Origin of the sequence: Streptomyces sp. HUAS 31 (assembly GCF_028198125.1) — a bacterium.
Classification (GTDB): Bacteria; Actinomycetota; Actinomycetes; order Streptomycetales; family Streptomycetaceae; genus Streptomyces; species Streptomyces chartreusis.
The window spans coordinates 935913-960280 of record NZ_CP116353.1 but is presented as its reverse complement, the minus strand read 5'-3'; the positions used below and the strand labels follow the sequence as shown (position 1 = coordinate 960280).

Sequence of the window (24368 nt, the reverse complement as noted above, 5' to 3'; positions counted from 1 at the left end):
CCCGGTGACCGCACAGCTCCTCGACGGCAAGGCCACCGCCGCCGTCATCCGTGGTGAACTCGCCGAGCGCGTGGCCAAGTTGACCGCCAGCGGCGGACGACCGCCGGGACTCGGCACCGTCCTCGTCGGTGACGACCCCGGCAGTCACGCCTACGTCGGCGGCAAGCACCGCGACTGCGCCCAGGTCGGCATCGCGTCCATCCGCCGGGACCTGCCCGCCGACGCCTCGCAGCAGCAGGTCGAGGACACGATCGACGAACTCAACGCCGACCCGGACTGCACCGGCTACATCGTCCAACTGCCGCTCCCCGCCCACCTGGACGCGGGCGCCGTACTGGAACGCATGGACCCGGCGAAGGACGCCGACGGCCTGCACCCCGTCAACCTCGGCCGTCTCGTGCTGGGCGAGGAGGCGCCGCTGCCGTGCACCCCGCGCGGCATCGTCGAACTCCTGCGCCGCTACGACGTGCCGATCGCCGGAGCGCGGGTGTGCGTGATCGGCCGGGGCATCACCGTCGGCCGACCCCTCGGACTGCTGCTGACCCGCCGCTCCGAGAACGCCACGGTCACCCTGTGCCACACCGGCACCAAGGGCCTCGCCTGGCATGTACGCGAGGCGGACATCGTCGTCGCTGCCGCCGGCTCGCCCGGACTGATCACCGCCGACATGCTCCGCCCCGGTGCGGCCGTCCTGGACGTCGGCATCACCCGCACCGACAGCGGCCTGGTCGGCGACATCCATCCGGGCGCGAACCAGGTCGCCGGACGGGTCGCGCCGATGCCCGGCGGAGTGGGACCCATGACCCGGGCCATGCTGCTCGCCAACGTCGTCGAGGCTGCCGAGAGGAACGCGAACACCGTATGAACCTGTCCCTTCCAGCGGACGGAGCCCTCCGATGAGCCCCCGCACCCCCGGCGCCGAACTCCCCGACCACCCCGACTTCCTGTGGCGCAACCCCGAGCCCAGGCGGTCGTACGACGTCATCGTCGTCGGCGGCGGCGGACACGGCCTGGCCACCGCCCACTACCTCGCCAGGAACCACGGCATCACCAACGTCGCCGTGCTGGAGAAGGGCTGGCTCGCGGGCGGCAACATGGCCCGCAACACCACGATCATCCGCTCCAACTACCTGTGGGACGAGAGCGCCGGCATCTACGAGCACGCCCTCAAGCTGTGGGAGGGACTGGCGGAGGAGCTCGACTACCCGATCCTCTTCTCCCAGCGCGGCGTGCTGAACCTGGCGCACAGCCTCCAGGACGTCCGCGACAGCGTCCGCCGCGTCGAGGCGAACCGCCTCAACGGCGTGGACGCGGAGTGGCTGGACGCGGACGGCGTCAAGGAAGTCTGCCCGATCGTCAACATCTCCCCGGACGTGCGCTACCCGGTCCTGGGCGCCACCTACCAGCCCCGCGCGGGCATCGCCAAGCACGACTACGTCGCCTGGGGCCTGGCCCGCTCGGCCGACGCGGCCGGTATCGACATCATCCAGAACTGCGAGGTCACGGGCCTGGACGTGGTCGGCGGCAGGGTCGTCGGAGTGCAGACGAACCTGGGCCCCATCGCGGCCGGCAAGGTGGCGCTGTGCTCGGCGGGCCACACCTCCGTCCTCGCCGCGATGGCCGGCATCGAACTCCCGCTCCAGAGCCACCCGTTGCAGGCCCTGGTCTCGGAGCTCCTGGAGCCCGTCCACCCCACGGTCGTGATGTCCAACGCGGTCCACGTGTACGTGAGCCAGGCCCACAAGGGCGAGCTGGTCATGGGCGCCGGCATCGACGCGTACAACTCGTACACCCAGCGCGGCGCCTTCCACATCATCGAGGAACAGATGTCGGCGGCCCTGGAGCTCTTCCCCGTCTTCGCGCGCGCCCACGTCCTGCGCACCTGGGGCGGCATCGTCGACGTCAGCCCCGACGCCTCACCGATCATCGGCCTGACCCCCGTCGACAACCTCTACCTCAACTGCGGCTGGGGGACCGGCGGTTTCAAGGCCACCCCGGGCGTCGGCTGGGTCTACGCCCACACCATCGCCAACGACACCCCGCACGCCCTGAACGCCCCCTTCTCGCTCGACCGTTTCACCACCGGCGCGCTCGTCGACGAGCACGGCGCGGCCGCTGTGGCCCACTAGGACCACTGGAAGCTCTGGGAGCCGATCCATGCTGCTCATCCCCTGCCCGTGGTGCGGGCCCCGCGACGAGGCCGAGTTCCACTACGGCGGCCAGGCCCATGTGCCGTACCCGCAGGACCCCGCGTCCCTCTCCGACGAGGAGTGGGCCCGGTACCTCTTCTTCCGCGACAACACCAAGGGCCCCTTCGCCGAACGCTGGAGCCACGCGTCGGGCTGCCGGCGCTGGTTCAACGCGGTACGGGACACGTCGACGAACGAGATCCTGACGGTGTACAGGACGGGAGAGGAACGCCCGGCGACACCCGGGCCGAGGCCAGTCTTCTCAGCCCGTCCGGCGTTTGAGGACGAGGCCGTTCAGGCCGAAGCGGGGTCCGGGGGCGCAGCCCCCGGCGGGGTGGAAGGGGCGGAGCCCCTTCAGGACGGGACGGGCAGAGGCGGCGGGGGCGCACCCTTCCGCCACCCCACCCGCGGCCGAATCCGCCGCGACGAGCCCCTCACCTTCACCTTCGACGGCACCGAATACCAAGGCTTCCGAGGCGACACCCTCGCCTCCGCCCTTCTCGCGGGCGGCGTCATCCAGGCAGGCACCAGCATCAAGCTGGGCCGCCCCCGCGGCATCTTCTCCGCCGGCGTCGAAGAACCCAACGCGGTCGTCCAGATCGAGGAACCCTTCCCGGAGCCCATGCTCCCCGCGACGACCGTCGAGCTGTACGACGGCCTGGTCGCGAGCAGCCTGACCGGCCAGGGCCGCCTCGCCACCGGACCGGACCCGGCCCGCTACGACGCCGTGCACGCCCACTGCGACCTGCTGATCGTGGGCGCGGGCCCGGCCGGACTCGCGGCGGCGGCCGCGGCAGCCCGCAGCGGCGCCCGCGTCATACTCGCCGACGACCAGCCGGAGCCCGGCGGCAGCATGCTGGGCACCGGCGAACACCTCGACTGGGTGGACGAGGTCACCGGCCGGCTCGCCGCGGCCCCCGAGGTCCGCGTCCTGTCCCGCACCACCGTCTTCGGCCACTACGACGACAACCACCTCCTCGCCGTCGAACGCCGCACCAACCACCTGGGCGCCGACGCCCCCTCGGACGTCGCCCGCGAACGCGTGTGGCGTATCCGGGCCCGCCGGGTCGTCCTGGCCACCGGCGCCCACGAACGCTCGCTCGCCTTCGCGGACAACGACCGCCCCGGAGTGATGCTGGCCGCCTCGGCCCGTACGTACCTCAACCGGTACGGAGTCCTGCCCGGCCGCCACGCGGTCGTCCTCACCACCAACGACAGCGCCTACGCGGCGGCCCTGGACCTCGCCGCGGCGGGCCTCTCCGTCACGGCCGTCGTCGACACCCGGCCCGAACCGGGGGAGTGGGCCGAGCGCGCGAGGGCCGCCGGCATCGAGGTGCTGGCCGGTCACGCCGTCACCGGCACCGCGGGCGAGGCACGCCTCAGCGCAGTGACCGTCGCCCCTTACGGGGAGTCCGCGGGACAGCGGGAGTTCGCCGCCGACCTGCTGCTGGTCTCCGGCGGCTGGAACCCGGTGGTGCATCTGTTCAGCCAGTCCGGCGGCAGGCTCCGCCACGACGAGGCGCTGGGCTCCTTCGTCCCCGACAGCGCACGGCAGGCGGTCGAGGTCGCCGGCGCCGCGAGCGGCGCGGCGGACCTGGCCGCGGTCCTGGCACAGGGCGCGGCGGCGGGAGCCCGAGCCGTCGAGGCCGAGGGCTACGCACCCGCGGCACCCCGTCTCCCGGCACCGGCCGCACAGCCCCGGCGGACCCCGCCCATGCACGTGTACACCCTGCCGGGCGCGGCGGGCGCCCCGCGCTTCGTCGACCTCCAGCGCGACGTCACCGTCGACGACCTGGCCCGCGCCACCGGCGCCGGCCTGCGCTCGGTCGAGCACACCAAGCGCTACACCACGGCCGGCACCGCCAACGACCAGGGCAGGACCTCCGGCGTGCTGGCCGGCGGCGTTGTCGCCGAACTGCTCGGCGTGGACGTCTCGGAACTCGGCACGACCACGTTCCGCCCGCCGTACATCCCGGTCTCCTTCGCCGCACTCGCCGGCCGCGACCGCGGCGCGCTCAGCGATCCGGTCCGCACGACCGCCCTGCACGAGTGGCATGCCGCGCACGGAGCCCTGTTCGAGAACGTCGGCCAGTGGAAGCGCCCCTGGTACTACCCGCTGGCCGGCGAGGACATGGAGGCCGCCGTACTGCGCGAGTGCCGGGCGACCCGCGAGAGCGTGGGCTTCATGGACGCCTCCACGCTCGGCAAGATCGATGTGCAGGGCCCGGACGCGGCCGTCCTCCTCGACCGGCTCTACACCAACATGATGAGCACCCTGAAGGTCGGCATGATCCGCTACGGCGTCATGTGCCGCCCCGACGGCATGGTCTTCGACGACGGCACCGTCATCCGCGTCGCCCAGGACCGCTTCCTGGTCACCACCACGACGGGCAACGCGGCCGCCGTACTGGACTGGATGGAGGAGTGGCACCAGACCGAGTGGCCCGAGCTGAGGGTCCACTGCACGTCCGTGACCGAGCAGTGGGCCACGGTCGCCCTGGTCGGCCCGAGGTCCCGGGAGGTGCTCGGCTCGCTGGCGCCCGAACTGGCCGTCGCCAACGACGACTTCCCGTTCATGGCCTGGCGCGAGGCGACCGTCGCCGGGATCGCGGCCCGGGTCTGCCGGATCAGCTTCTCCGGCGAACTCGCCTACGAGATCAATGTGTCACCGTGGCAGGCCCTCGCCCTGTGGGAGGCCGTGTACGAGGCCGGCGCCCCGTACGGCATCACCCCGTACGGCACCGAGACCATGCACGTCCTGCGGGCCGAGAAGGGCTACCCGATCATCGGCCAGGACACCGACGGCACCGTCACCCCCCAGGACCTCGGCATGAGCTGGGTGGTGTCGAAGAAGAAGCCCGACTTCATCGGCAAGCGGTCATACGCCCGGGCCGACACCGCCCGCCCCGACCGCAAACACCTGGTCGGCCTCCTCCCGGAGGACCCGGGCACCTTCCTCCCGGAGGGCACCCACCTGATCGCCGACGGTGTGCTGCTGACACCGCCGGTCCCCATGCTCGGCCATGTCACGTCCAGCTACCGCAGCGCGGCGCTCGGCCGGACCTTCGCGCTCGCCCTGGTCAAGGGCGGCCGTGACCGCATCGGCGAGCGGCTCTTCGCCCCCGTCGGCGACCGGCTGGTCCCGGTGACCGTCGCAAGTCCCGTCCTCTACGACCCCGAGGGAGCCCGCCGCGATGGCTGACAACGCCCTGACCGTCCCGCTCCGCAGCCCCCTGTCGCAGGCCACGGACCGCCTGGCCGCCGCGACCCGCACCTCCGAGGGCGCTGTCCGGCTGGCCGAACTCCCCTTCCTCGCCCAGGTCAACGTCCGGCTCGACGCCAAGGGAGCGGCGTTCGAGGCCGTCGGCCTCGCACTGGACCTCCAGCTCCCGCTCCAGCCCAACACGGTCGTCCGCACGGGCGAGTTGACCGCGCTGTGGCTCGGCCCGGACGAATGGCTGCTGATCGGACCGCCGGGCGGTGAAGGCGAGCTGGAGAGCCGGATCCGGGAGGCGGCCGGGGACGAGCCGGTCTCGGTCACCGACGTCTCCGCACAGCGCACCACCCTGCTGGTGACCGGCCCCCGCGCCCGTGACCTGCTGGCCCACGGCTGTCCCCTGGACCTGCACCCGCGGTCCTTCGGCTCCGGGCGCTGCGCCCAGACGACGCTGGGCCGCACCCAGGTCGTCCTGGTCGCCCGGGACGAACCCAGGGCCGGGTTCTGGATCCTGGTCCGCTCGTCGTTCGCCGGCTATCTGGCGGACTGGCTGCTCGACGCGGCCACGGAATACGTCTGAGCGACGTCACACCGCCGCCTGTGGGAGCCCCGACCCGAGGGGCTCCCACAGGCGGCGCGTGCTCAGCCCAGGTGGCCCATCCGGTGGCTGATCTCCTCCGCGCCCTTGACCAGCGCGGGCGCGAACCCGTGGATGCGCTCCTCGGTGAAGCGGTACGCGGGGCCCGAGGCGCTCAGGGCGGCGATGACCTCGCCGTCGCGTGCCCGGATGGGCGCAGCCACGGCGTGCAGCCCGATCTCCAACTCCTCCAGGGTCACCGCGTACCCGCGCTCGCGCGCCTCCGCGAGGTTCTGCTCCAGCTTCGTCCTCGCGGTCAGGGTGTGCGGGGTCAGCTTCCGAAGCCCCGACGCCGAGAGCACCTCGGCGCGTTCCTCCGCCGTCAGGTGGGCCAGCAGGATCTTGCCGCTGGACGTGGCGTGCACCGGCGTGAGCTGGCCGACCCAGTTGTGGGTGCCGACCGCGCCCGGGCCGCGTACCTGATACAGGTTGACCGCGTAGTGCTCCTGGAGGACGGCGATGTTGACGGTCTCGCCGATCTCCTCGCTGAGCCGCTCGCACACCTGCCGGCCCTGCTGGGTGACGTCGAGGCGGCCGGTCACCGCACCCGCCAGACGTACGATCCCGAAGCCCAGCCGGTACTTGCCCCGCTCGGCCGACTGCTCGACCAGGCCACGGGCCTCCAGTGCCCCGAGCAGCCGGAACGCGGTCGACTTGTGGACGTCGATCTCGGCGGCCACCTCACTGACACCCGCCTCGCCACGCTGGGCGAGGATCTCCAGGACGCTGACGGCACGGTCGACGGACTGCACGCCGCTCACCGCGGAGCCCGCTGTTGCGCCCTCTGCCGCGTAGTTGCTCATGGCGCAACTATACGCGGCTGTGTCCATGGATCCCGGGGCGACTTCGGAACGCGAGTGTGGGCCGCCGGCGGTGCGTGGACCGGGCTGCCCGCATGCTCGCACGGGCCATGACCTCAGCGGAAGACGACCGTGCAGCTCCCGTTGACCAGCACCCGGCTCTCGCAGTGCCATCCGACGGCGCGGGCGAGCACCTGCGCCTCGACGTCGCGGCCGATGGTGACCAGGTCGTCGGGGTCGCGCGAGTGGTCCACGCGGACGACGTCCTGCTCGATGATCGGCCCTTCGTCCAGGTCGGACGTGACGTAGTGCGCCGTGGCGCCGACGAGCTTGACGCCGCGCCGATGCGCCTGGACGTAGGGGCGGGCGCCCTTGAAGCTGGGCAGGAAGGAGTGGTGGATGTTGATGGCCCGGCCGTCGAGTTGCTTGCACAGGTCGTCGGAGAGGATCTGCATGTAGCGGGCAAGTACCACCAGGTCGACGTCCAGTTCGCGCACCAGCTCCAGCAGCCGTGCCTCCGCCTCCGCCTTGGTGTCCTTGGTGACCGGGACGTGGTGGAACGGGATGCCGTAACTCCGCGCCAGCGGTTCGAAGTCCCGGTGGTTGGAGACGATCGCCGGGATCTCGATGTTGAGCGCCCCGGTGGACCTGCGGAACAGCAGGTCGTTCAGGCAGTGCCCGAACCTGGAGACCATGATCAGGGTGCGGGTCGGCGTCGAGGCGTCGTGCAGCCGCCAGTCGATCCTGTACGCCTGGGCTACCGCGCCGAATCCGGTGCGCAGGTCCTCCAGTGAGATGCCGGGGTCCGAGACGTCGAAGTGCACCCGCATGAAGAAGCGGTCCTGGAGCCGGTCGTCGAACTGGCGGCTCTCCAGGATGTTGCCGGAGTGGTGCACGAGGTAGGTCGCCACGGCGTGGACGAGGCCGGCCTGGTCGGGACACGAGAGCGTGAGGACGAACTCGCGGCCGGGCAGCGGTCGAGGAGACATTCCATCCTCCGTCGTGTGATGCATATGGCGCAACGCTGTGAATGATGCGCAACATGCTCCACCGGGGCGACTGGGCGGTCAAGGGGGTGTGCCGCGCGAACCGGGGTCTCGATCGGCCGGTCCCGGTGGCGGCTCAAGTCGGATCGGCCGGGCTCTTGACAGTGAGTGTCCGCGAGGAGACAGTTTGGTCCGTCGTTGCTCATAGCGAAAATAGTTGCAGAATACGCAACGCACCCTCATCGGCGTGACTCCCAGGAGATGGACCCATGGCCTCTTCGCGCACGTCCCACGACGTCATCGTCGTCGGCCTGGGCGGGATGGGCAGCGCGGCCGCCTACCACCTCGCCGCCCGCGGCCGGCGAGTGCTCGGCCTGGAACGCTTCGGCCCGGCCCACAACCTCGGCTCCAGCCACGGCGGCTCCCGCATCTACCGCCAGGCCTACTTCGAGGACCCGGCATACGTACCCCTGCTGCTGCGCGCCCACGAACTCTGGGAGAAACTCGCCGCCGACTCCGGGCGTGAGGTCTTCACCGAGACCGGCGGCCTGATGATCGGCCGCGAGAACAGCGCCGCGTTCGCCGGCACCCTGCGCAGCGCCCATGAATGGGGCCTGGACCACGAGGTTCTGGGCGCCGCCGACATCAGGCGCCGCTTCCCCACCTTCAACCCGGCGTCCGAGGACGTCGCCTTCTACGAGCGCAGGGCCGGCATCGCCCTGCCGGAGGCGACCGTCACCGCCCACCTGGATCTGGCGAGGGCCCACGGCGCCGAACTGCACTTCGCGGAGACGGTCCTCGGCTGGGAGGCCGACGGGCCGGGCGGCAGGGCCAGGGTGGTCACCGACCGCGGCGCCTACACCGCCGACCGGCTCGTCATCGCCCCCGGGGCGTGGGCGCCGACGCTCCTGTCCGGCCTCGGGGTGAGCGTGTCCGTGGAACGCCAGGTCATGTACTGGTTCCAACCCGTCGGCGGCACCCGTCCGTTCAGGCCGGACCGGCACCCCGTCTACATCTGGGAGGACCCCGACGGCACCCAGATCTACGGCTTCCCCTCCCTCGACGGCCCCGAGGGCGGCGCCAAGGTCGCCTTCTTCCGCAAGGGCGTCCCCAGCGACCCCGACACCCTCGACCGGCGGATCCACCGGGACGAGATCGCCGCCATGGCCGACCATCTGCGTCCGCGCATCCCCACCCTGCCCGGACGCTTCCTCAAGGCCGCGGCCTGCATGTACGCCAACACCCCGGACGAGCACTTCGTCCTGGCCCGGCATCCCGAGCATCCCCAGGTCACCGTGGCCTGCGGATTCTCCGGCCACGGCTTCAAGTTCGTGCCCGTGGTCGGCGAGATCCTCGCCGACCTGGCCACCGAGGGCACCACCGAGCACCCCATCGCCCTGTTCGACCCCCGACGTGCGCGCGTCTGATCCGTCCGGCCCCGCCGACCCTTCCGAGGTGATTCCGTTGACCACGACCAGCCTGCCCCCGAGCCTGATCGCCACGCTGCCGGGCGAGCACTACACCGACCCCGAGGTCTTCGCCCTGGAACAGGAGCGGATCTTCGAGACGATGTGGTTCTGCGTGGCCCGCGCCGGGGAGCTGGACCGGCCGGGCAGCTTCCGCACCTACCAGGTCGGCAGGGAGAGCGTGCTGGTCAGCCGCGCCAGGGACGGCTCGGTCAAGGCCTTCCTGAACATCTGCCGGCACCGCGGCGCCAAGCTGTGCACGGAGGAGTCCGGCGAGGTCAAGCGGGCCTTCCAATGCCCGTACCACGCCTGGACCTACGGCCTCGACGGCAAGCTGGTCGCCGCGCCCAACCTGACGTCGATGCCGGACATCGACCGGACCGCGTACGGACTGGTCAAGGTGCACGTCCGGGAGTGGCTCGGATATGTGTGGGTGTGCCTCGCGGAGGACCCGCCGTCCTTCGAGGAGGACGTCATGGGCGAGGTCGTCTCCCGCCTCGGCGATGTCGAGTCGATCGACCGCTACGACATCGACCACCTTCAGGTGGGCCGCCGTATCACCTACGACGTGAAGGCCAACTGGAAGCTCATCATCGAGAACTTCATGGAGTGCTACCACTGCGCCACGATCCACCCCGAACTGACCGAGGTGCTGCCGGAGTTCGCGGACGGCTACGCCGCCCAGTACTACGTCGGTCACGGCGCCGAGTTCGGCGAGGACGTGCAGGGCTTCACCGTCGACGGCTCCGAGGGCCTGGACCGCATACCCGGCGTCGCCGACGACCAGGACCGCCGCTACTACGCGATCACCGTCAAGCCCCAGGTGTTCATCAACCTCGTCCCGGACCACGTCATCTTCCACCGGATGTACCCGATGGCCCACGACCGTACGGTCGTCGAGTGCGACTGGCTCTATCTCCCGCACGTGGTGGAGAGCGGCAAGGACGTGGAGCGGTCGGTGGAGCTGTTCCACCGGGTGAACCAGCAGGACTTCGACGCCTGTGAGCGCACCCAGCCGGGGATGAGCTCCCGGGCCTACGCCAAGGGCGGCGTCCTCGTCCCCAGCGAGCACCACATCGGCGAGTTCCACACCTGGGTGCAAGGAAGGCTCGACGCCGACCCGCCGTCTGACCCCCGGCCGAGGCCGTGACCTGCGGTCATCCCGTCCATAGGTGGTTGCGGACCGCGCAACCCTGTGCGCTATTGCGCACTGATGCGGCACATCCCTTGACAGCGCCTCGGCGCTGCCGAAACCATGTTGCGCATAACGAGCCCAGTTGTGCCATCTGAGACAGTGTTCGATCCGGAGGTTCAACATGATCACCGTCGTCGGAGCGTCGCTGGCCGGCCTGAGCACGGTCCGCGCGCTGCGCACAGAGGGCTACGACGGCGGCATCGTCGTCGTGGGGGAGGAGCGCCACACCCCCTACGACCGCCCGCCGCTGTCCAAGGACTTCCTCAAGGGCGCCATCGACGCGGGAGCACTCGCACTCGGCGACGCCGACGAGTACGCCGACCTCGATGTGGAGTGGCTGCTCGGGGAGCGCGCGGTACGACTCGACCCCGCGACCCGGTCCGTCGTCCTGGCCGGCGGACGGCAACTGCGCTCCGACGGCGTCGTCGTCGCGACCGGCGCCAGCCCTCGCACGCTCCCCGGCACGGACGGGCTGACCGGGGTCCACACCCTGCGCACCCTGGACGACGCCGAGGCACTGCGCGCCGAACTGCTCGGCGGCTCGCCCAGGGTCGTCGTCATCGGCGCCGGGTTCATCGGCGCCGAAGTGGCGTCCACCGCCCGCCTCCTAGGGCTCGACGTGACGATCGTCGAGGCGCTCGACATTCCGTTGGAACGCCAACTGGGCCGGGGGATGGGGCTGATCTGCTCCTCCCTCCACGGCGACCACGGGGTCCGCCTGCTGTGCGGTACCGGCGTGGCGGGACTCGTCGGCACGGGCCGGGTCACGGGCGTACGCCTGGCGGACGGACGCCTGCTGCCCGCCGACGTCGTCGTGGTCGGGGTCGGCGTGCGGCCCAACACCGACTGGCTCGCCGGCTCCGGTGTCCGGGTCGACGACGGCGTGGTGTGCGACAGCGGCTGCTCGACCGACGTTCCCGGCGTGGTCGCCGTCGGTGACGTGGCGCGCTGCCCCAACCCGTTCACCGGACGGCACGCCCGCATCGAGCACTGGAGCAACGCCACCGAACAGGCGCGGACCGCCGCCCGCACCCTCCTGACCGGGGTGCCGGCGCCCGCCCCGTCGACCGCGCCCTACTTCTGGTCCGACCAGTACCGGGTGCGCATCCAGGTCGCAGGGTACGTCGCCCCGGGCGCCGAGCCCGAGGTCGTCGAAGGCGATGTCGACAGCCGTACGTTCACCGCGCTCTACCGGCGCGAGGGCACCCCCGTCGCCGTGCTCTCGCTCAACCAGCCGAAGTTCTTCAACCGCCTCCGCCGCACCCTCGTCCCCGCGGCCGCGGCCGTCGTGTAGGCGTGCCGTCCGCCGACGCCTGCGCCGCCCACCGCGCCCACACCCAAGGAGAGCGCCGATGACCCTTCTCAACCAACCCCTGCATGAGCTGGATCCGGCGATCGCGGCGGCTCTGGATGCCGAGCTGGAGCGTCAGCAGTCGACGCTGGAGATGATCGCGTCGGAGAACTTCGCTCCGGTCGCGGTCATGGAGGCGCAGGGCTCGGTCGCCACGAACAAGTACGCCGAGGGCTACCCCGGCCGGCGTTACTACGGCGGCTGTGAGCACGTCGATGTCGCCGAGCAGATCGCGATCGACCGGGTCAAGGAGCTGTTCGGCGCCGAGTACGCCAACGTGCAGCCGCACTCGGGTGCCTCCGCGAACCAGGCGGCGCTGTTCGCGATCGCCCAGCCCGGCGACACGATCCTGGGCCTGGACCTCGCGCACGGCGGCCACCTCACCCACGGCATGCGCCTGAACTTCTCCGGCAAGCAGTTCAACGTGGTCGCCTACCACGTCGAGACCGACAGCGGCCTGGTCGACATGGCCGAGGTCGAGCGCCTGGCGAAGGAGCACCGCCCGAAGGTGATCATCGCCGGGTGGTCGGCGTATCCGCGCCAGCTCGACTTCGCCGCGTTCCGCCGGATCGCGGACGAGGTCGGCGCCTACCTGTGGGTCGACATGGCGCACTTCGCGGGCCTGGTCGCGGCCGGTCTGCATCCCAACCCGGTCCCGCACGCCGACGTGGTGACCTCCACCACCCACAAGACCCTCGGCGGCCCGCGCGGCGGGATCATCCTGGCCCGCAGCAAGGAGTTCGCCAAGAAGCTGAACTCCGCGGTCTTCCCCGGTTTCCAGGGCGGCCCGCTGGAGCACGTGATCGCCGCGAAGGCGGTGTCCTTCAAGGTGGCCGCGTCCGAGGAGTTCAAGGAGCGCCAGCAGCGCACCATCGAGGGTGCCCGCATCCTGGCGGAGCGGCTGACCGCGCCGGACGCCCGCGAGGCGGGTGTGAACGTGCTGTCCGGCGGCACCGACGTGCACCTGATCCTGGTCGACCTGCGCGCCTCCGACCTCGACGGGCAGCAGGCCGAGGACCGCCTCCACGAGGTCGGTATCACCGTCAACCGCAACGCCGTGCCCGACGACCCGCGCCCGCCGATGGTCACCTCCGGCCTGCGGATCGGCACCCCGGCCCTGGCCACCCGCGGCTTCACGGCTGAGGACTTCACCGAGGTCGCCGACGTGATCGCCGAGACCCTCAAGCCCGCCTACGACGCCGACGCGCTCAAGGCCCGGGTCAAGGCACTCGCCGACAAGCACCCGCTCTACCCCGGCCTCTGACGGACCACTTCCCACAGGGGCGTGCCCGTCACCGACCGGCACGCCCCGCCCCTCCCACGGAGTACGGCGTGGCAATCAGCGTCTTCGACCTGTTCTCGATCGGCATCGGCCCCTCCAGTTCGCACACCGTCGGCCCGATGCGTGCCGCCGGGATGTTCGTGACCCGGCTCAAGCAGGACGGCGTGCTCGCCCAGACCACCGCCGTACGGGCCGAGTTGTTCGGCTCCCTCGGCGCCACCGGCCACGGCACCCCCAAGGCGGTCCTGCTCGGCCTGGAGGGCAACGAGCCGCACACCGTCGACGTCGCCGAGGCCGACCTCGACGTCGAGCGGATCCGGACCACCGGACGCATCCGCCTCCTCGGCGCCGAGATCGGCCCGGCCCACGAGATCGACTTCGACGTCCCTACCCAACTGGTCCTGCACCGCAGGCGTTCGCTGCCGTACCACGCCAACGGCATGACCCTCTTCGCGTACGACACCGACGGCCTGCCCCTGTCGGAGAGGACGTACTACTCGGTGGGCGGTGGCTTCGTCGTCGACGAGGACGCGGTCGGCGCGGACCGCATCAAGCTCGACGAGACGGTGCTGCCCCACCCGTTCCGCACCGGCGACGAACTGCTGCGGCTCGCCCGTGAGACGGGTCTGTCCATCTCGTCGCTGATGCTGGAGAACGAGCGGGCCTGGCGCACCGAGTCGGAGATCCGTGAGGGCCTGCTGGAGATCTGGCGAGTGATGGATGCCTGTGTCGCAAGGGGGCTGGGCCGCGAGGGCATTCTCCCCGGCGGCCTGAAGGTCCGTCGGCGCGCGGCCGCGGCGGCCCGGGCACTGCGTGGCGAGGGTGATGCGAGAGGCCGCGCGATGGAGTGGGTGACCCTCTACGCGATGGCCGTGAACGAGGAGAACGCCGCCGGCGGCCGGGTGGTCACCGCCCCGACGAACGGTGCGGCCGGCATCATCCCCGCCGTACTGCGCTACTACCTCGACTTCGTGCCGGGCGCCGACGAGGACGGCGTGGTCCGCTTCCTGCTCGCCGCGGGCGCGATCGGCATGCTCTTCAAGGAGAACGCCTCCATCTCCGGCGCCGAGGTCGGCTGCCAGGGCGAGGTCGGCTCCGCCTGCTCCATGGCGGCCGGCGCGCTCGCCGAGGTGCTCGGCTGCAGCCCCGAACAGGTCGAGAACGCCGCCGAGATCGGCATGGAACACAACCTCGGCCTCACCTGCGACCCCGTCGGCGGCCTCGTCCAGATCCCCTGCATCGAGCGCAACGGCATGGCCGCGGTGAAGGCGGTAACGGCCGCCCGCATGGCGATGCGCGGCGACGGCCGGCACCACGTCTCCCTCGACAAGGTCATCAAGACCATGAAGGAGACAGGCGCCGACATGAAGGTCAAGTACAAGGAGACCGCGCGCGGAGGGCTGGCGGTCAACGTCATCGAGTGCTGAGGCGCGGGCGCGCCGAGCGGAACGACGTCGACGAGCAGGACCGTTCACGAACAGGACCAGGAGCGAGGACATGGGACGGGTCACCGAGCGACGGCGCGTGCTGCGGATCCGCGACGGCGCGACGAGTACGCGCCCGGACACCCTGGTCGCGGAGGAGCCGTTGGAGATCCGCCTGAACGGCAAGCCACTCGCCATCACCATGCGCACCCCTGGCGACGACTTCGCGCTGGCCGCCGGCTTCCTGGTGAGCGAGGGCGTACTCGTACGGGCCGAGGAGGTGGCGAACATCGTGTACTGCGCGGGCGCCACGTCGGACGGCGCGAACACGTACAACGTCGTCGACGTGCGACTCGCCCCCGGTGTGCCGCTGCCCGACATCACGCTCGAACGCAATGTGTACACGACGTCCTCGTGCGGCCTGTGCGGCAAGGCCGGTCTGGACGCCGTACGCACCGCGGCACGCGTCCCGATCGCCGACAAGCCCCAACTCCGTGTCACGCCCGAACTGCTGGCTGCCCTGCCCGACCGACTGCGCTCGGAGCAACGGGTGTTCGACCGAACCGGGGGTCTCCACGCGGCCGGACTGTTCTCCCCGGACGGCGAACTCATGGACCTACGAGAGGACGTCGGCCGCCACAACGCCGTCGACAAGGTGATCGGACGTGCGCTCCGGTCCGGCCGGCTACCGCTGTCCCGCAGCATGCTGCTCGTGTCCGGACGGGCGTCCTTCGAGCTGGCGCAGAAGGCGGTGATGGCGGGCATACCCCTGCTGGCGGCGGTCTCGGCGCCGTCCTCCCTCGCCGTTGACCTGGCGGCGGAGACCGGCCTCACCCTCGTCGGCTTCCTGCGCGGCGGTTCCATGAACGTGTACGCGGGGGAGGAGCGCCTGGACCTGCGAGGACGCCAGGACCTGCGAACCGGCGCCGAGCCCGCGGTTCCGGCGAGGTGAGCGACACATGACCCGACTCAAGGGGTGGCGCCCCGGCCGGGACGCCACCAGGAGGATCCCCAGCCTCCTCGGCCCGCCCCGCTCACCGACGCCCGCTCCTCCCCGCCCCCGCCGCGTCGCGATGCTCAGCGTGCACACCTCACCGTTGCACCAGCCCGGCACCGGAGACGCCGGCGGCATGAACGTCTACATCGTCGAACTCGCCAAGCGGCTCGCCGCCATCGACATCGAGGTGGAGATCTTCACCCGGGCCACCTCCGCCGCGCTCCCGCCCTGCGTAGAACTCGCGCCGGGGGTCCTGGTACGGCACGTCGCCGCCGGACCGTACGAGGGACTGGCCAAGGAGAACCTGCCCGCGCAACTGTGCGCCTTCACGCACGGCGTCATGCGCATGTGGGCCGACCACCGCCCCGACCACTACGACCTGGTCCACTCCCACTACTGGCTCTCCGGCCACGTCGGCCGCCTCGCCTCGCACCGCTGGGGAGTGCCCCTCGTCCACACCATGCACACCATGGCCAAGGTCAAGAACGCGTCCCTGGCCGACGGCGACACCCCCGAGCCCGCGTCACGAGTGTCCGGCGAGACCCAAGTCGTGGAGTCCGCGGACCGGTTGATCGCGAACACCGCCAAGGAAGCGGCCGAACTGCTCCACCACTACGACGCCGATCCTCACCGGGTCGCGGTAGTCCACCCCGGCGTCAACCTGGACCGCTTCCGCCCGGACGCCTGCACCGCCGATTCGGGCGTCGAGGCAGGCCGGATGGCGGCACGCGCCCGCCTCGGACTACCCGGGGACGCCCTCATACCGCTGTTCGTGGGCCGCATACAGCCGTTGAAGGCCCCCGATGTCCTGCTGCGGGCCGTGGCCCGGCTGTTGGAGGAACGGCCGGGGCTTCGTGAGCGGATCGTGGTGCCGGTCGTGGGCGGACCGAGCGGCAGCGGACTGACCGAGCCGGAAGCACTCCAGAAGCTGGCGGCCTGCCTGGGCATCTCGGACGTCGTACAGTTCCACCCGCCGGTCACCCAGGACCACCTCACCGACTGGTACCGAGCGGCCTCCGTCCTGGTGATGCCCTCCTACAGCGAGTCCTTCGGCCTGGTCGCCGTCGAGGCACAGGCCTGCGGCACCCCGGTGATCGCAGCCAAGGTCGGCGGCCTGCCGGTGGCGGTACGCGACGGCGTCAGCGGCGTACTGATCCCAGGCCATCGACCATCGGACTACGCAGGGGCGTTGTCCGACTTCGCGGACACCCCGACCCGCGCGACTCGAATGGCCGAGGCGGCAGTCGTCCACGCCCGCTCCTTCGGCTGGAACTCCGCAGCGGCGGCGACGGCGGAGGTGTACACGGCGGCCCTGCACGACCGCCGACCCCTCAAGGGGCGACTTGCCCACGTGGTGTAGTCACATCCGGAAGGGGGCCTTGCATGCCGAGTCCAGTCCCGCCAGAACAACCGGTGGTTCACGGCTCTCTTGATCGTCTTCCGGGCGGCGCCTAGGCTTTCGGGCCCATGGAGATGGGGGAACCGGACCGTGAGCGGCGGGTGCGGCACTACGGACCGGTCAGGCGTCGTGCAGCCGCGGGTCTGCTGGTCGGGGCGGGGCTGGCCGTCCTGGGCACGGTGTTCGTCGTACTGCCGGGGGTGGTGGTCGACCACGATCTCGCCGGAGCGAGCGTCGCCGCGCAGGATCGGCTGAAGGCGGTGAACGATGTCCGCACGACGCTTCTGCAAGTGGTCGGCGGCCTGGTCGTGCTCTTCGGTGCGTACGCCACCTGGCGACAACTGAGGGTGAGCCAGGACGGGTTGCGCGCCACCCAGGAGGGCTATGTCACCGACCGGTTCAGCCGGGCCGTCGACCAACTCGGCAGTGACAAGCTGGATGTGCGCATCGGCGGGTTGCACGCGCTGTGGCGGATCGCGGAGCAGTCCGCCCGCGACCGGGAGGCCATCCTCTCCATCCAGGCCGCTACCTGCGAACACACCTGCCCTGGCCGCCCGCCGGGCCGGACCGGTATCGGTGGACGTCCGGCACCCCCGTGCCTTCCCGCCGTGGCATCCTCACCTTCCGCCCGGTCAGCAGCGACGAGGAAGCCATCGACCTGCTTGCGCGCATCCTTCCGGGCACGCTGGATGCCTACAGCCGGGCCGACGTCGCCCGTTCCTCGGCCGGCGACCACGCACGCGTGCAGTACCACGACGAACTGCTGAGCTATCCCAGCCCGCGCGAATGGTGGCGGATCGGCGTCCGCCCGGACGGCGAACCGATCGGCCTGGTCGTTCCGGCGCGGAGCCCGAACGGCTTCGTGATCGCCTACCTCGGCGTGATCGACGGCCACCGCGGCCAGGGCTTCGTCAACGACCTGCTCGCCGAAGGCACCCACCTGCTGGCTGCCCAGGGCGCCGAACGCGTCACCGCGGACACCGATCTGGGAAACCAGCCGATGGCCCGGGCATTCGAGCGTGCCGGGTACGACAACTTCGCCGGGCGCATCGATATGCGCTGGGACTGATCGGCGGCCACCTCCTGCCTCTCGCCTCTTGGCCCTGTCCTTCGAGCGAGCGCACGACGCGGCCACGCGCACCATCGAGCGGGCCCGGCAGGCCGGATCCCTGCGGCCCGACTTCACCGGCGAGGACCTGGTCTTCGTCTTCGCCACCAACTCCGTGCTGTCCAGGGCCGTCAGGGACAACGCCCCCGACGGCTGGCGCCGGGGCGTCGCCTTCACCCTCGACGGCCTGCGCACCGGGGCCGCCCACCCGCTGCCGACCGCCCCGCTGACTCCGCAGCAGGTCTACGGGGTGATGGGGAACATCGCCGGCGCGTGACCGCCGGAGACGTCGTACTCCCGGCCGCCCGGGTCGCCCGAATCCGCGTGCCGGACGTGGCCGTTCAGCCGGACCGTGTCGGGATGCGCAGGCTCACCTCGTACCCGCCGTCGGCCGTGGGGCCGGAGTCGAAGGTGCCGCCGAGGAGCTCGGCACGTTCCCTGAGGCCGATCAGGCCCTGCCGGGATCCGGGCAGGGGCAGTGAGGGCCGGGCGGGCGGGGCGTTGGTGACGGTCACGCCGAAGGCGTCGCCGTCGTCGGCGTGCCGAAGCCGGACGACCGCGGTGGCGCCGGGCGCGTGTTTGCGGACGTTGGTGAGGGCCTCCTGCACGGTGCGGTAGATCGTGCGCTGCGCGGTGGTGCTGACGTCGGGAGGCAGTTCGCCGGTCAGCTCGGCCTCGATGCCGCTGGTCGTGACGAGTTTGTGCAGGTCGGCAAGGGTGGGCTGCGGGGTGAGCTCGGTGGCCCGGCCGCCGGAGGCGCGCAGCAGCGTGACCATGTGCCGCAGCTCGTCGAGGGTGTCGACGCTGAGGGAGCGGATCGTGCGGGCGCCCTCCTTGAAGTCCGGGTCCTTCGCGGCGACTTGGAGAGCGCCGGCCTGTACGGCGATCAGGCTGACCTGGTGCGAGACGACGTCGTGCATCTCGCGGGCGAGCTGGGCGCGCTCGCGGGCGAGGACGGCCTGGGAGTGCAGCAGCCGCTCGTGTTCGCGGGCCTCCTCGATCTCCTCCAGGCGCCGGGCCAAGTCCCGGCGGGCCTGGACGAGTTGCCCGAGCAGGACGGGCGCGGCGGCAGTGGCGAGCGTGTAGAAGAAGTAGACCAGGGTCCAGGTGCGGTCGTGCGAGCTGAGGTCGTCCAACGGCCACGGGGTGGCGGAGGCGACCGCGAACAGCACGGCGCAGACGACGAGCAGCCTGCGGTCGCGGGACCGTTCCGCCAGGGTGAACAGGGCGGCGAACGGGGCGAACACGATGTCCAGCATCAGGCTGGCGGGCAGGGTCAGCAGGAACACCGGCAGCGGGAAGCGCCGCCGCGCCAGCAGGGCGGCGCAGGCCAGCGCGGCCATCGCCTGTGCGAGCCGGTCCGCGTCCTCCAGGCTGACCAGGACGTCCACGACGGCGACCGCGACGACCACGAGGTCGACGAGCGGGTCGGGGATCCGCGCCCACCACGCCCTGGCCGCGGTCATCGCCCGGACCCCGAGGGCCGCTGCCCGTCGTCGAGCAGTCCGGCCCGCTGGGCCAGCAGCGCCGCCTGCACCCTGCCGCCGACCCGCAACTTGGTGAGGATGGCGCTGACGTGGTCCTTGACGGTGCCCGCGCTCAGATGGATACGGGTGCCGATGTCGGCGTTGGACAGGCCCTCCGCGATCAGCACGAGCACCTCGCGCTCGCGGTCGGTGAGCCTGCCGACGCGCGCGGCGTCCTCGTCGCCGAGGGCAGCGGCGCCCGGATGGCTCTGCCAGACGGCTCGGGACGCCTTCGGCGACATCACGACCCCGCCGGCGGCCAAGGTGCGTACGAGCTGGGCGAGTTGGTCGGGCTCGGTGTCCTTGAGGAGGAAGCCGGCCGCGCCGGAGCGCAACGCGGTGAGGATGTACTCGTCGGCGTCGAAAGTCGTCAGCATCGCCACCACCGGCGGCTCGGTGAGCGCACGCAGCCGCCCCAGCACGGTCAGCCCGTCCACGTCCGGCATCCGGATGTCCAGCAGCACGACATCGGGAGCCACCCGCCTTACGGTGTCGACCGCCTCGGCGCCCGCCGTGGTCGCGACGACCTCGATGTCGTCGGCCGCGCTCAGGATCAGCTCGAAGCCGGAGCGCACCAACGCCTCGTCGTCCACCACCATGACCCGGATCACGTGCGCTCCGCCTCGTCGTCGTTGTGCGTACGTCTCAGGCCGCACGTCGATGTTGATTGTCACCGCTTCGAAGGTAGAGCGGGAAACGCCAGGTGAGACGGCCCGCCGGGACACTCCCGCCACCCGGGGGGTGGCTTCCCGCCGTACGGGGGAGTCGCCGCGACAGGCCGACGGGGCCGTTCCGGCAGTCGAACCGCCCGGCCCCTGCCCGGCGGGCACCAGACCCCCGGTCGGCGGGGGCGGACCGGACAGTCGCCGGATACTCCGCGCGCGGGCAGATCGCCAACGTGGAGGCATGACCCAGAACGCAGACGACTCGGCGCTCGCGGCGCCGGCCGCCACCCGTCCCGGGACGCCGTCCCTGGACACGCCCACCTGGGCCGAGCGGCGCCCATCGTCCTCCACCGGCCGCCTGATCGGCGTGGACCTGGCCCGGGGGCTCGCGGTGTTCGGCATGTTCGCGGCCCACGTCGGCCCGGACCCGTCCCAGGGCGGCTTCACCGGGAACCTCATGGAGCTGGCGCACGGCCGGGCCTCCGCGCTGTTCGCCTTCCTCGCCGGCTTCTCGATCATGCTGATGACGGGCCGCCGTACCCCGAAGACGGGCCGGGCGGGCCGGCAGGCGGTCGCCAAGGTCGTGATCCGAGCCCTCGTCCTGCTCGCGCTGGGCACCGCGCTGACCATGACCGGCACACCGGTCGAGGTGATCCTCGCCTTCTACGGCCTGTACTTCCTGCTGGTCCTGCCGCTGTACCGGCTCGGCGCCCGCCCGCTGGCGCTCATCGCAGCCGCCGGCGCGCTGGTGCTGCCACAGGTCCTGTACGTCGTCCAGCACGCGCTGCCCGCCGAGGGCGTCGACGGCATCTGGGCCTGGCCGGCGGACGCCGACGGCCTCGTCTCGCTGTTGCTCACGGGCAGTTACCCGGTCCTGACCTGGATCCCCTTCGTCGTCGCCGGCATGGCCGTGGCCCGTCTGGACCTCGCCGCCACCGCCGTCCGCGTGCGTCTCGCGATCGCCGGTGTCACGCTCGCCGTGATCGGCCACGCCGGCTCCTGGCTGGCCCTGCACCTGACCCCCGGTGCCATGTCCCGGCTCGGCGAGGCCAGTTGGGGCGGTGGCGACGCGGTCGCGTCCGCGTGGTGGTCCGACATCTGGGGCTACCCCGACGGCACCACCCCGGTCGGGCTGCTGGTCGCCTCGCCGCACAGCGAGACGACCCTGTCGATCGTCGCCAACACCGGGGTGGCGACGGCGGTCCTGGCGGGCTGCCTCGCCGCCGTGGACGCCTTCCCCCGCTTCCGCCGACTCGCCCGCCCGGTGATCGCCGTCGGGTCGATGTCCCTGACCGCCTACGTCCTCCACATAGCCGGCATCCGCCTCCTCGGCCCGGAGGAACTGCCCGGACCCGCCCTCCACGTACTGCTCGTATTCATCGTGGCCGTGACCGTCTTCGCCACCCTCTGGTCCCGGCAATTCCGCCGCGGCCCCCTGGAGTGGCTGCTCGGCAAGGCCACCAAGCCCGCCGAGCTGGTCCGCTGACCCACCGCCCGGCGGCCACAGGAGCTCCCGTGACCGCCGGGGCGGGACGCCTCTGCCATCCATCGGCACATCCGACGGCTATAGGTCGAAAACATTCGCTGGACCGAATGCAGGGACCCGTCGGACCCTGAATCCGTGTCCGACAACCGACCCTCCCCGCACCCCCTGCCCTGGCTCGCGCGGCCCGCCGCCCGCACCTGGCGCTGCGCACCCGCACCCACCGAGGTGCGCGCCTTCCACGCCGCCCTGCCCGGCTACTCACCCACCCGGCTCGTCGAACTACCGTCCATCGCGGATGAGTTGGGAGTCGGCCGCGTCTTCGTCAAGGACGAGTCGCGCCGTCTGGGACTGCCCGCGTTTAAGGTGCTGGGCGCCTCCTGGGCCATTCACCGCGTCCTCGCCGAGCACCCTGAGAGCGCCGGGGGCGTCGAAGCGCCCGGCCACCTCACCCTGATCGCCGCCACCGACGGCAACCACGGCCGGGCCGTCGCCCAGATGGCACGGCTGCTCGGGCAGCGCGCCCACATCTTCGTCCCGCGGGGCGTGCACCCGCGCGCGGTGGCGGCCATCGCCGCCGAACAGGCGCAGGTCACCGAGGTCGCCGGCCCCTACGACGAGGCCGTACACCATGCCACCGAGGCGGCCGGCGCGCCGCACACCGTCCTCGTCCAGGACACCGGCTGGCCCGGCTACGAGCGGATCCCGGGCTGGATCGTCGAGGGTTACGCCACTCTCTGCGCCGAGATCGACGAACAGCTCGCCGCCCACGCGGTCACCTCGGGCCCCGACCTCGTCGCCGTGCCCGTCGGCGTGGGTTCGCTCGCCCAGGCAGTCGTCACCCACTACCGCAGCCGCCCCTCCGGCCGGGCACCCGCGCTGCTGTCGGTGGAGCCGGCGAACGCGGCCTGCGTCCTGCGCAGCCTCGCCCTCGGCGAACCCGTCAGCGTCACCACCGGCCACACCCTCATGGCCGGTCTGAACTGCGGCACTCCGTCCGGCCTCGCCTGGCCCCATCTGCACGGCGGGCTGGACGCCGCGGTCGCCGTCACCGACGCCGACAGCATCCGAGCCGCCGACCGCCTCGCCGGCCTAGGTGTCTCCTCGGGCCCCTGCGGAGCCGCCACGCTCGCCGGCACACGCGCGGCACTGACCGGAACGGGGCGCGAAGAACGTCGTACGGCACTGGGGCTGGACGCGAACTCCGTGGTCGTCCTGCTCAGCACCGAGGGCACGGACGCCAACCCGCATGCCACCGCGGCTCACTGAGCCCGAGCCCAGCCCCACCACCCTTCTTTCCGAGACCGGGAGACCGCATGACAAGCCCCGCCCCCGACACGATCACCGTCGACGCCGACCGCCTGTGGCGGTCGCTGATGGACCTCGCCGAGATCGGCGCCTACGACGACGAGCGCACCGGACTGCGCGGCGTGAACCGCCTGGCACTCACCGACGCGGACGCGGCCGGGCGGCGCCAGGTCATCGCCTGGATGGAAGAGGCCGGACTGGCCGTCCGCGTCGACCGGATGGGCAACATCTACGGTCGTCGCGAAGGCACCGACCCGACTGCCGCACCCGTCCTCACCGGCTCGCACATCGACAGCGTCGCCACCGCCGGCGCCTTCGACGGCTGCCTAGGTGTCCTCGGCGGCATCGAGGTCCTGCGGACGCTCGACGAGCGCGGCATCGTCACCCGCCGCCCCATCGAGGTCGGCGTCTTCACCGAGGAGGAGGGCGTCCGCTTCGGCACCGACATGCTGGGGAGCGCGGTCGCCGCCGGCCGCCTGACACTCGGGTACGCCCACGGCCTGACCGACCGTAACGGCCGCATCCTCGGCGACGAGTTGGCCCGCACCGGCTTCGACGGACCCGCCGACGTACGCCTCGACCCGCCGTACGCCTACGTCGAGTGCCACATCGAACAGGGCCCCGTCCTCGCGGAGAACGGCGTCGGGATCGGTGTCGTCACGGGTGTCCAGGGCATCTCCTGGCAGGAGATCACCGTCCATGGCCGTGCCGCCCACGCCGGCACCACCCCGACGAATCTGCGGGCCGACGCCGGTCTCGCCGCCGCCGAGATCATCGTCCGGCTGCGGGCCATGGCCGACTCCGGCGAGTACGGCGAACTACGGGCAACCGTTGGGCACTTGACCGTCCACCCGGACCTGACCAACATCGTCCCGGCCCGCGCCGAGCTGACCGTCGACCTGCGCAACCCCGACGACGCCGCCATGGCCCGCGCCGAGGAGGACCTGGCCGCTTTCCTCCGCGAACTGGAGGACGCCCGGCCGGGACTCACGCTGACCACGCGGCGGATGGCCGCGACCGCGTACGTGCCCTTCGACGAGACGGTGCGGAAGGTCATCGCCGGGGCCGCCGACGACCACGGCCTGGCGCACATCTCCCTGCTCTCCGGCGCAGGCCACGACGCCCAGGAGATCGCGGCGCTCTGTCCCACCGCCATGATCTTCGTCCGCGGCGAGTACGACGGCATCAGCCACAACCCCCGCGAGTACTCCACGCCCGAGGCGTGCGCCCGCGGCGTGGACGTCCTGGCGACGACCCTGCTGCGCCTGGCCGACCAGGACTGACGGCACACGGCACACGGCACACCCCAAGCCCCCTTCGGAAGGCGCTCATGTC

At 71.7% G+C, this 24368-nt stretch carries 20 protein-coding genes; 16 read left to right on the top strand and 4 right to left on the bottom strand.

Features of this window, described 5'->3' with window-relative positions; translation table 11 throughout:
• Positions 1-4 precede the first annotated feature (4 nt).
• From PGH47_RS03995 to PGH47_RS03980, 4 genes are read left to right on the top strand one after another with little or no spacing between them, the layout of a single operon-like run.
• Complete coding sequence (locus tag PGH47_RS03995; RefSeq protein ID WP_271662250.1) at positions 5-865, top strand: bifunctional methylenetetrahydrofolate dehydrogenase/methenyltetrahydrofolate cyclohydrolase; 861 nt, start codon at positions 5-7, stop codon at positions 863-865.
• 31 nt (positions 866-896) lie between these two features.
• The gene (locus PGH47_RS03990) at positions 897-2129 is read left to right on the top strand and encodes a sarcosine oxidase subunit beta family protein (RefSeq protein ID WP_271662249.1); all 1233 of its coding nucleotides are present in this window, start codon (positions 897-899) and stop codon (positions 2127-2129) included.
• 28 nt (positions 2130-2157) lie between these two features.
• The gene (locus PGH47_RS03985) at positions 2158-5391 is read left to right on the top strand and encodes a sarcosine oxidase subunit alpha family protein (protein ID WP_271662248.1); all 3234 of its coding nucleotides are present in this window, start codon (positions 2158-2160) and stop codon (positions 5389-5391) included.
• Positions 5384-5986 carry a sarcosine oxidase subunit gamma gene (locus PGH47_RS03980; RefSeq protein WP_271662247.1) on the top strand — a complete coding sequence of 201 codons (603 nt, stop codon included), beginning with the start codon at positions 5384-5386 and terminating at the stop codon, positions 5984-5986. Before PGH47_RS03985 ends, PGH47_RS03980 begins: the two co-directional genes overlap by 8 nt.
• A gap of 62 nt (positions 5987-6048) precedes the next feature.
• On the opposite strand, the gene PGH47_RS03975 is transcribed toward PGH47_RS03980, so the two are convergent.
• Positions 6049-6846, bottom strand: a complete 798-nt coding sequence (locus PGH47_RS03975; RefSeq protein ID WP_271662246.1) for an IclR family transcriptional regulator — start codon at positions 6844-6846, stop codon at positions 6049-6051.
• A 113-nt stretch (positions 6847-6959) separates the two neighbouring features.
• Positions 6960-7832 (bottom strand): formyltetrahydrofolate deformylase, encoded by an 873-nt coding sequence (gene purU, locus PGH47_RS03970; RefSeq protein WP_271662245.1) that lies wholly within the window; start codon positions 7830-7832, stop codon positions 6960-6962.
• A gap of 266 nt (positions 7833-8098) precedes the next feature.
• Here purU and solA point away from each other — a divergent pair, with 266 nt between their 5' ends.
• The 9 genes from solA to PGH47_RS03925 all read left to right on the top strand — a co-directional run bounded on the left by solA (position 8099) and on the right by PGH47_RS03925 (position 18328).
• A complete protein-coding gene (gene solA, locus PGH47_RS03965; protein WP_271662244.1) occupies positions 8099-9256 on the top strand; it encodes an N-methyl-L-tryptophan oxidase in 1158 nt (385 codons plus the stop codon).
• Positions 9257-9293: 37 nt separating this feature from the next.
• Positions 9294-10445 (top strand): aromatic ring-hydroxylating oxygenase subunit alpha, encoded by a 1152-nt coding sequence (locus PGH47_RS03960; RefSeq protein ID WP_271662243.1) that lies wholly within the window; start codon positions 9294-9296, stop codon positions 10443-10445.
• 166 nt (positions 10446-10611) lie between these two features.
• On the top strand, positions 10612-11784 hold the full coding sequence (locus PGH47_RS03955; RefSeq protein WP_271662242.1) for an NAD(P)/FAD-dependent oxidoreductase: 1173 nt from the start codon (positions 10612-10614) through the stop codon (positions 11782-11784).
• 58 nt (positions 11785-11842) lie between these two features.
• Positions 11843-13105 carry a serine hydroxymethyltransferase gene (gene glyA / locus PGH47_RS03950; protein WP_271662241.1) on the top strand — a complete coding sequence of 421 codons (1263 nt, stop codon included), beginning with the start codon at positions 11843-11845 and terminating at the stop codon, positions 13103-13105.
• A 68-nt stretch (positions 13106-13173) separates the two neighbouring features.
• Positions 13174-14550, top strand: coding sequence for an L-serine ammonia-lyase (locus PGH47_RS03945; protein WP_271662240.1), 1377 nt, complete (start codon positions 13174-13176; stop codon positions 14548-14550).
• Between the two features lie 70 nt (positions 14551-14620).
• The gene (gene fdhD, locus PGH47_RS03940; protein WP_271662239.1) at positions 14621-15499 is read left to right on the top strand and encodes a formate dehydrogenase accessory sulfurtransferase FdhD; all 879 of its coding nucleotides are present in this window, start codon (positions 14621-14623) and stop codon (positions 15497-15499) included.
• 7 nt (positions 15500-15506) lie between these two features.
• On the top strand, positions 15507-16904 hold the full coding sequence (gene mshA / locus PGH47_RS03935; RefSeq protein ID WP_271662238.1) for a D-inositol-3-phosphate glycosyltransferase: 1398 nt from the start codon (positions 15507-15509) through the stop codon (positions 16902-16904).
• Between the two features lie 634 nt (positions 16905-17538).
• On the top strand, positions 17539-18012 hold the full coding sequence (locus PGH47_RS03930; RefSeq protein WP_271662237.1) for a GNAT family N-acetyltransferase: 474 nt from the start codon (positions 17539-17541) through the stop codon (positions 18010-18012).
• Positions 18013-18040: 28 nt separating this feature from the next.
• Positions 18041-18328 carry a hypothetical protein gene (locus PGH47_RS03925; protein WP_271662236.1) on the top strand — a complete coding sequence of 96 codons (288 nt, stop codon included), beginning with the start codon at positions 18041-18043 and terminating at the stop codon, positions 18326-18328.
• Between the two features lie 64 nt (positions 18329-18392).
• On the opposite strand, the gene PGH47_RS03920 is transcribed toward PGH47_RS03925, so the two are convergent.
• A complete protein-coding gene (locus PGH47_RS03920) occupies positions 18393-19517 on the bottom strand; it encodes a sensor histidine kinase (RefSeq protein WP_271662235.1) in 1125 nt (374 codons plus the stop codon).
• Positions 19514-20176, bottom strand: coding sequence for a response regulator (locus PGH47_RS03915; RefSeq protein ID WP_271667976.1), 663 nt, complete (start codon positions 20174-20176; stop codon positions 19514-19516). Before PGH47_RS03915 ends, PGH47_RS03920 begins: the two co-directional genes overlap by 4 nt.
• A 307-nt stretch (positions 20177-20483) precedes the next feature.
• On the opposite strand from PGH47_RS03915, the gene PGH47_RS03910 reads away from it, so the two are divergent.
• The 3 genes from PGH47_RS03910 (at position 20484) to PGH47_RS03900 (ending at position 24316) form a co-directional block, all read left to right on the top strand.
• Positions 20484-21728, top strand: a complete 1245-nt coding sequence (locus tag PGH47_RS03910) for a DUF418 domain-containing protein (RefSeq protein ID WP_271662234.1) — start codon at positions 20484-20486, stop codon at positions 21726-21728.
• 135 nt (positions 21729-21863) lie between these two features.
• Positions 21864-22994, top strand: a complete 1131-nt coding sequence (locus PGH47_RS03905; protein ID WP_271662233.1) for a diaminopropionate ammonia-lyase — start codon at positions 21864-21866, stop codon at positions 22992-22994.
• A gap of 47 nt (positions 22995-23041) precedes the next feature.
• Complete coding sequence (locus PGH47_RS03900; protein ID WP_271662232.1) at positions 23042-24316, top strand: M20 family metallo-hydrolase; 1275 nt, start codon at positions 23042-23044, stop codon at positions 24314-24316.
• Positions 24317-24368: the final 52 nt, after the last annotated feature.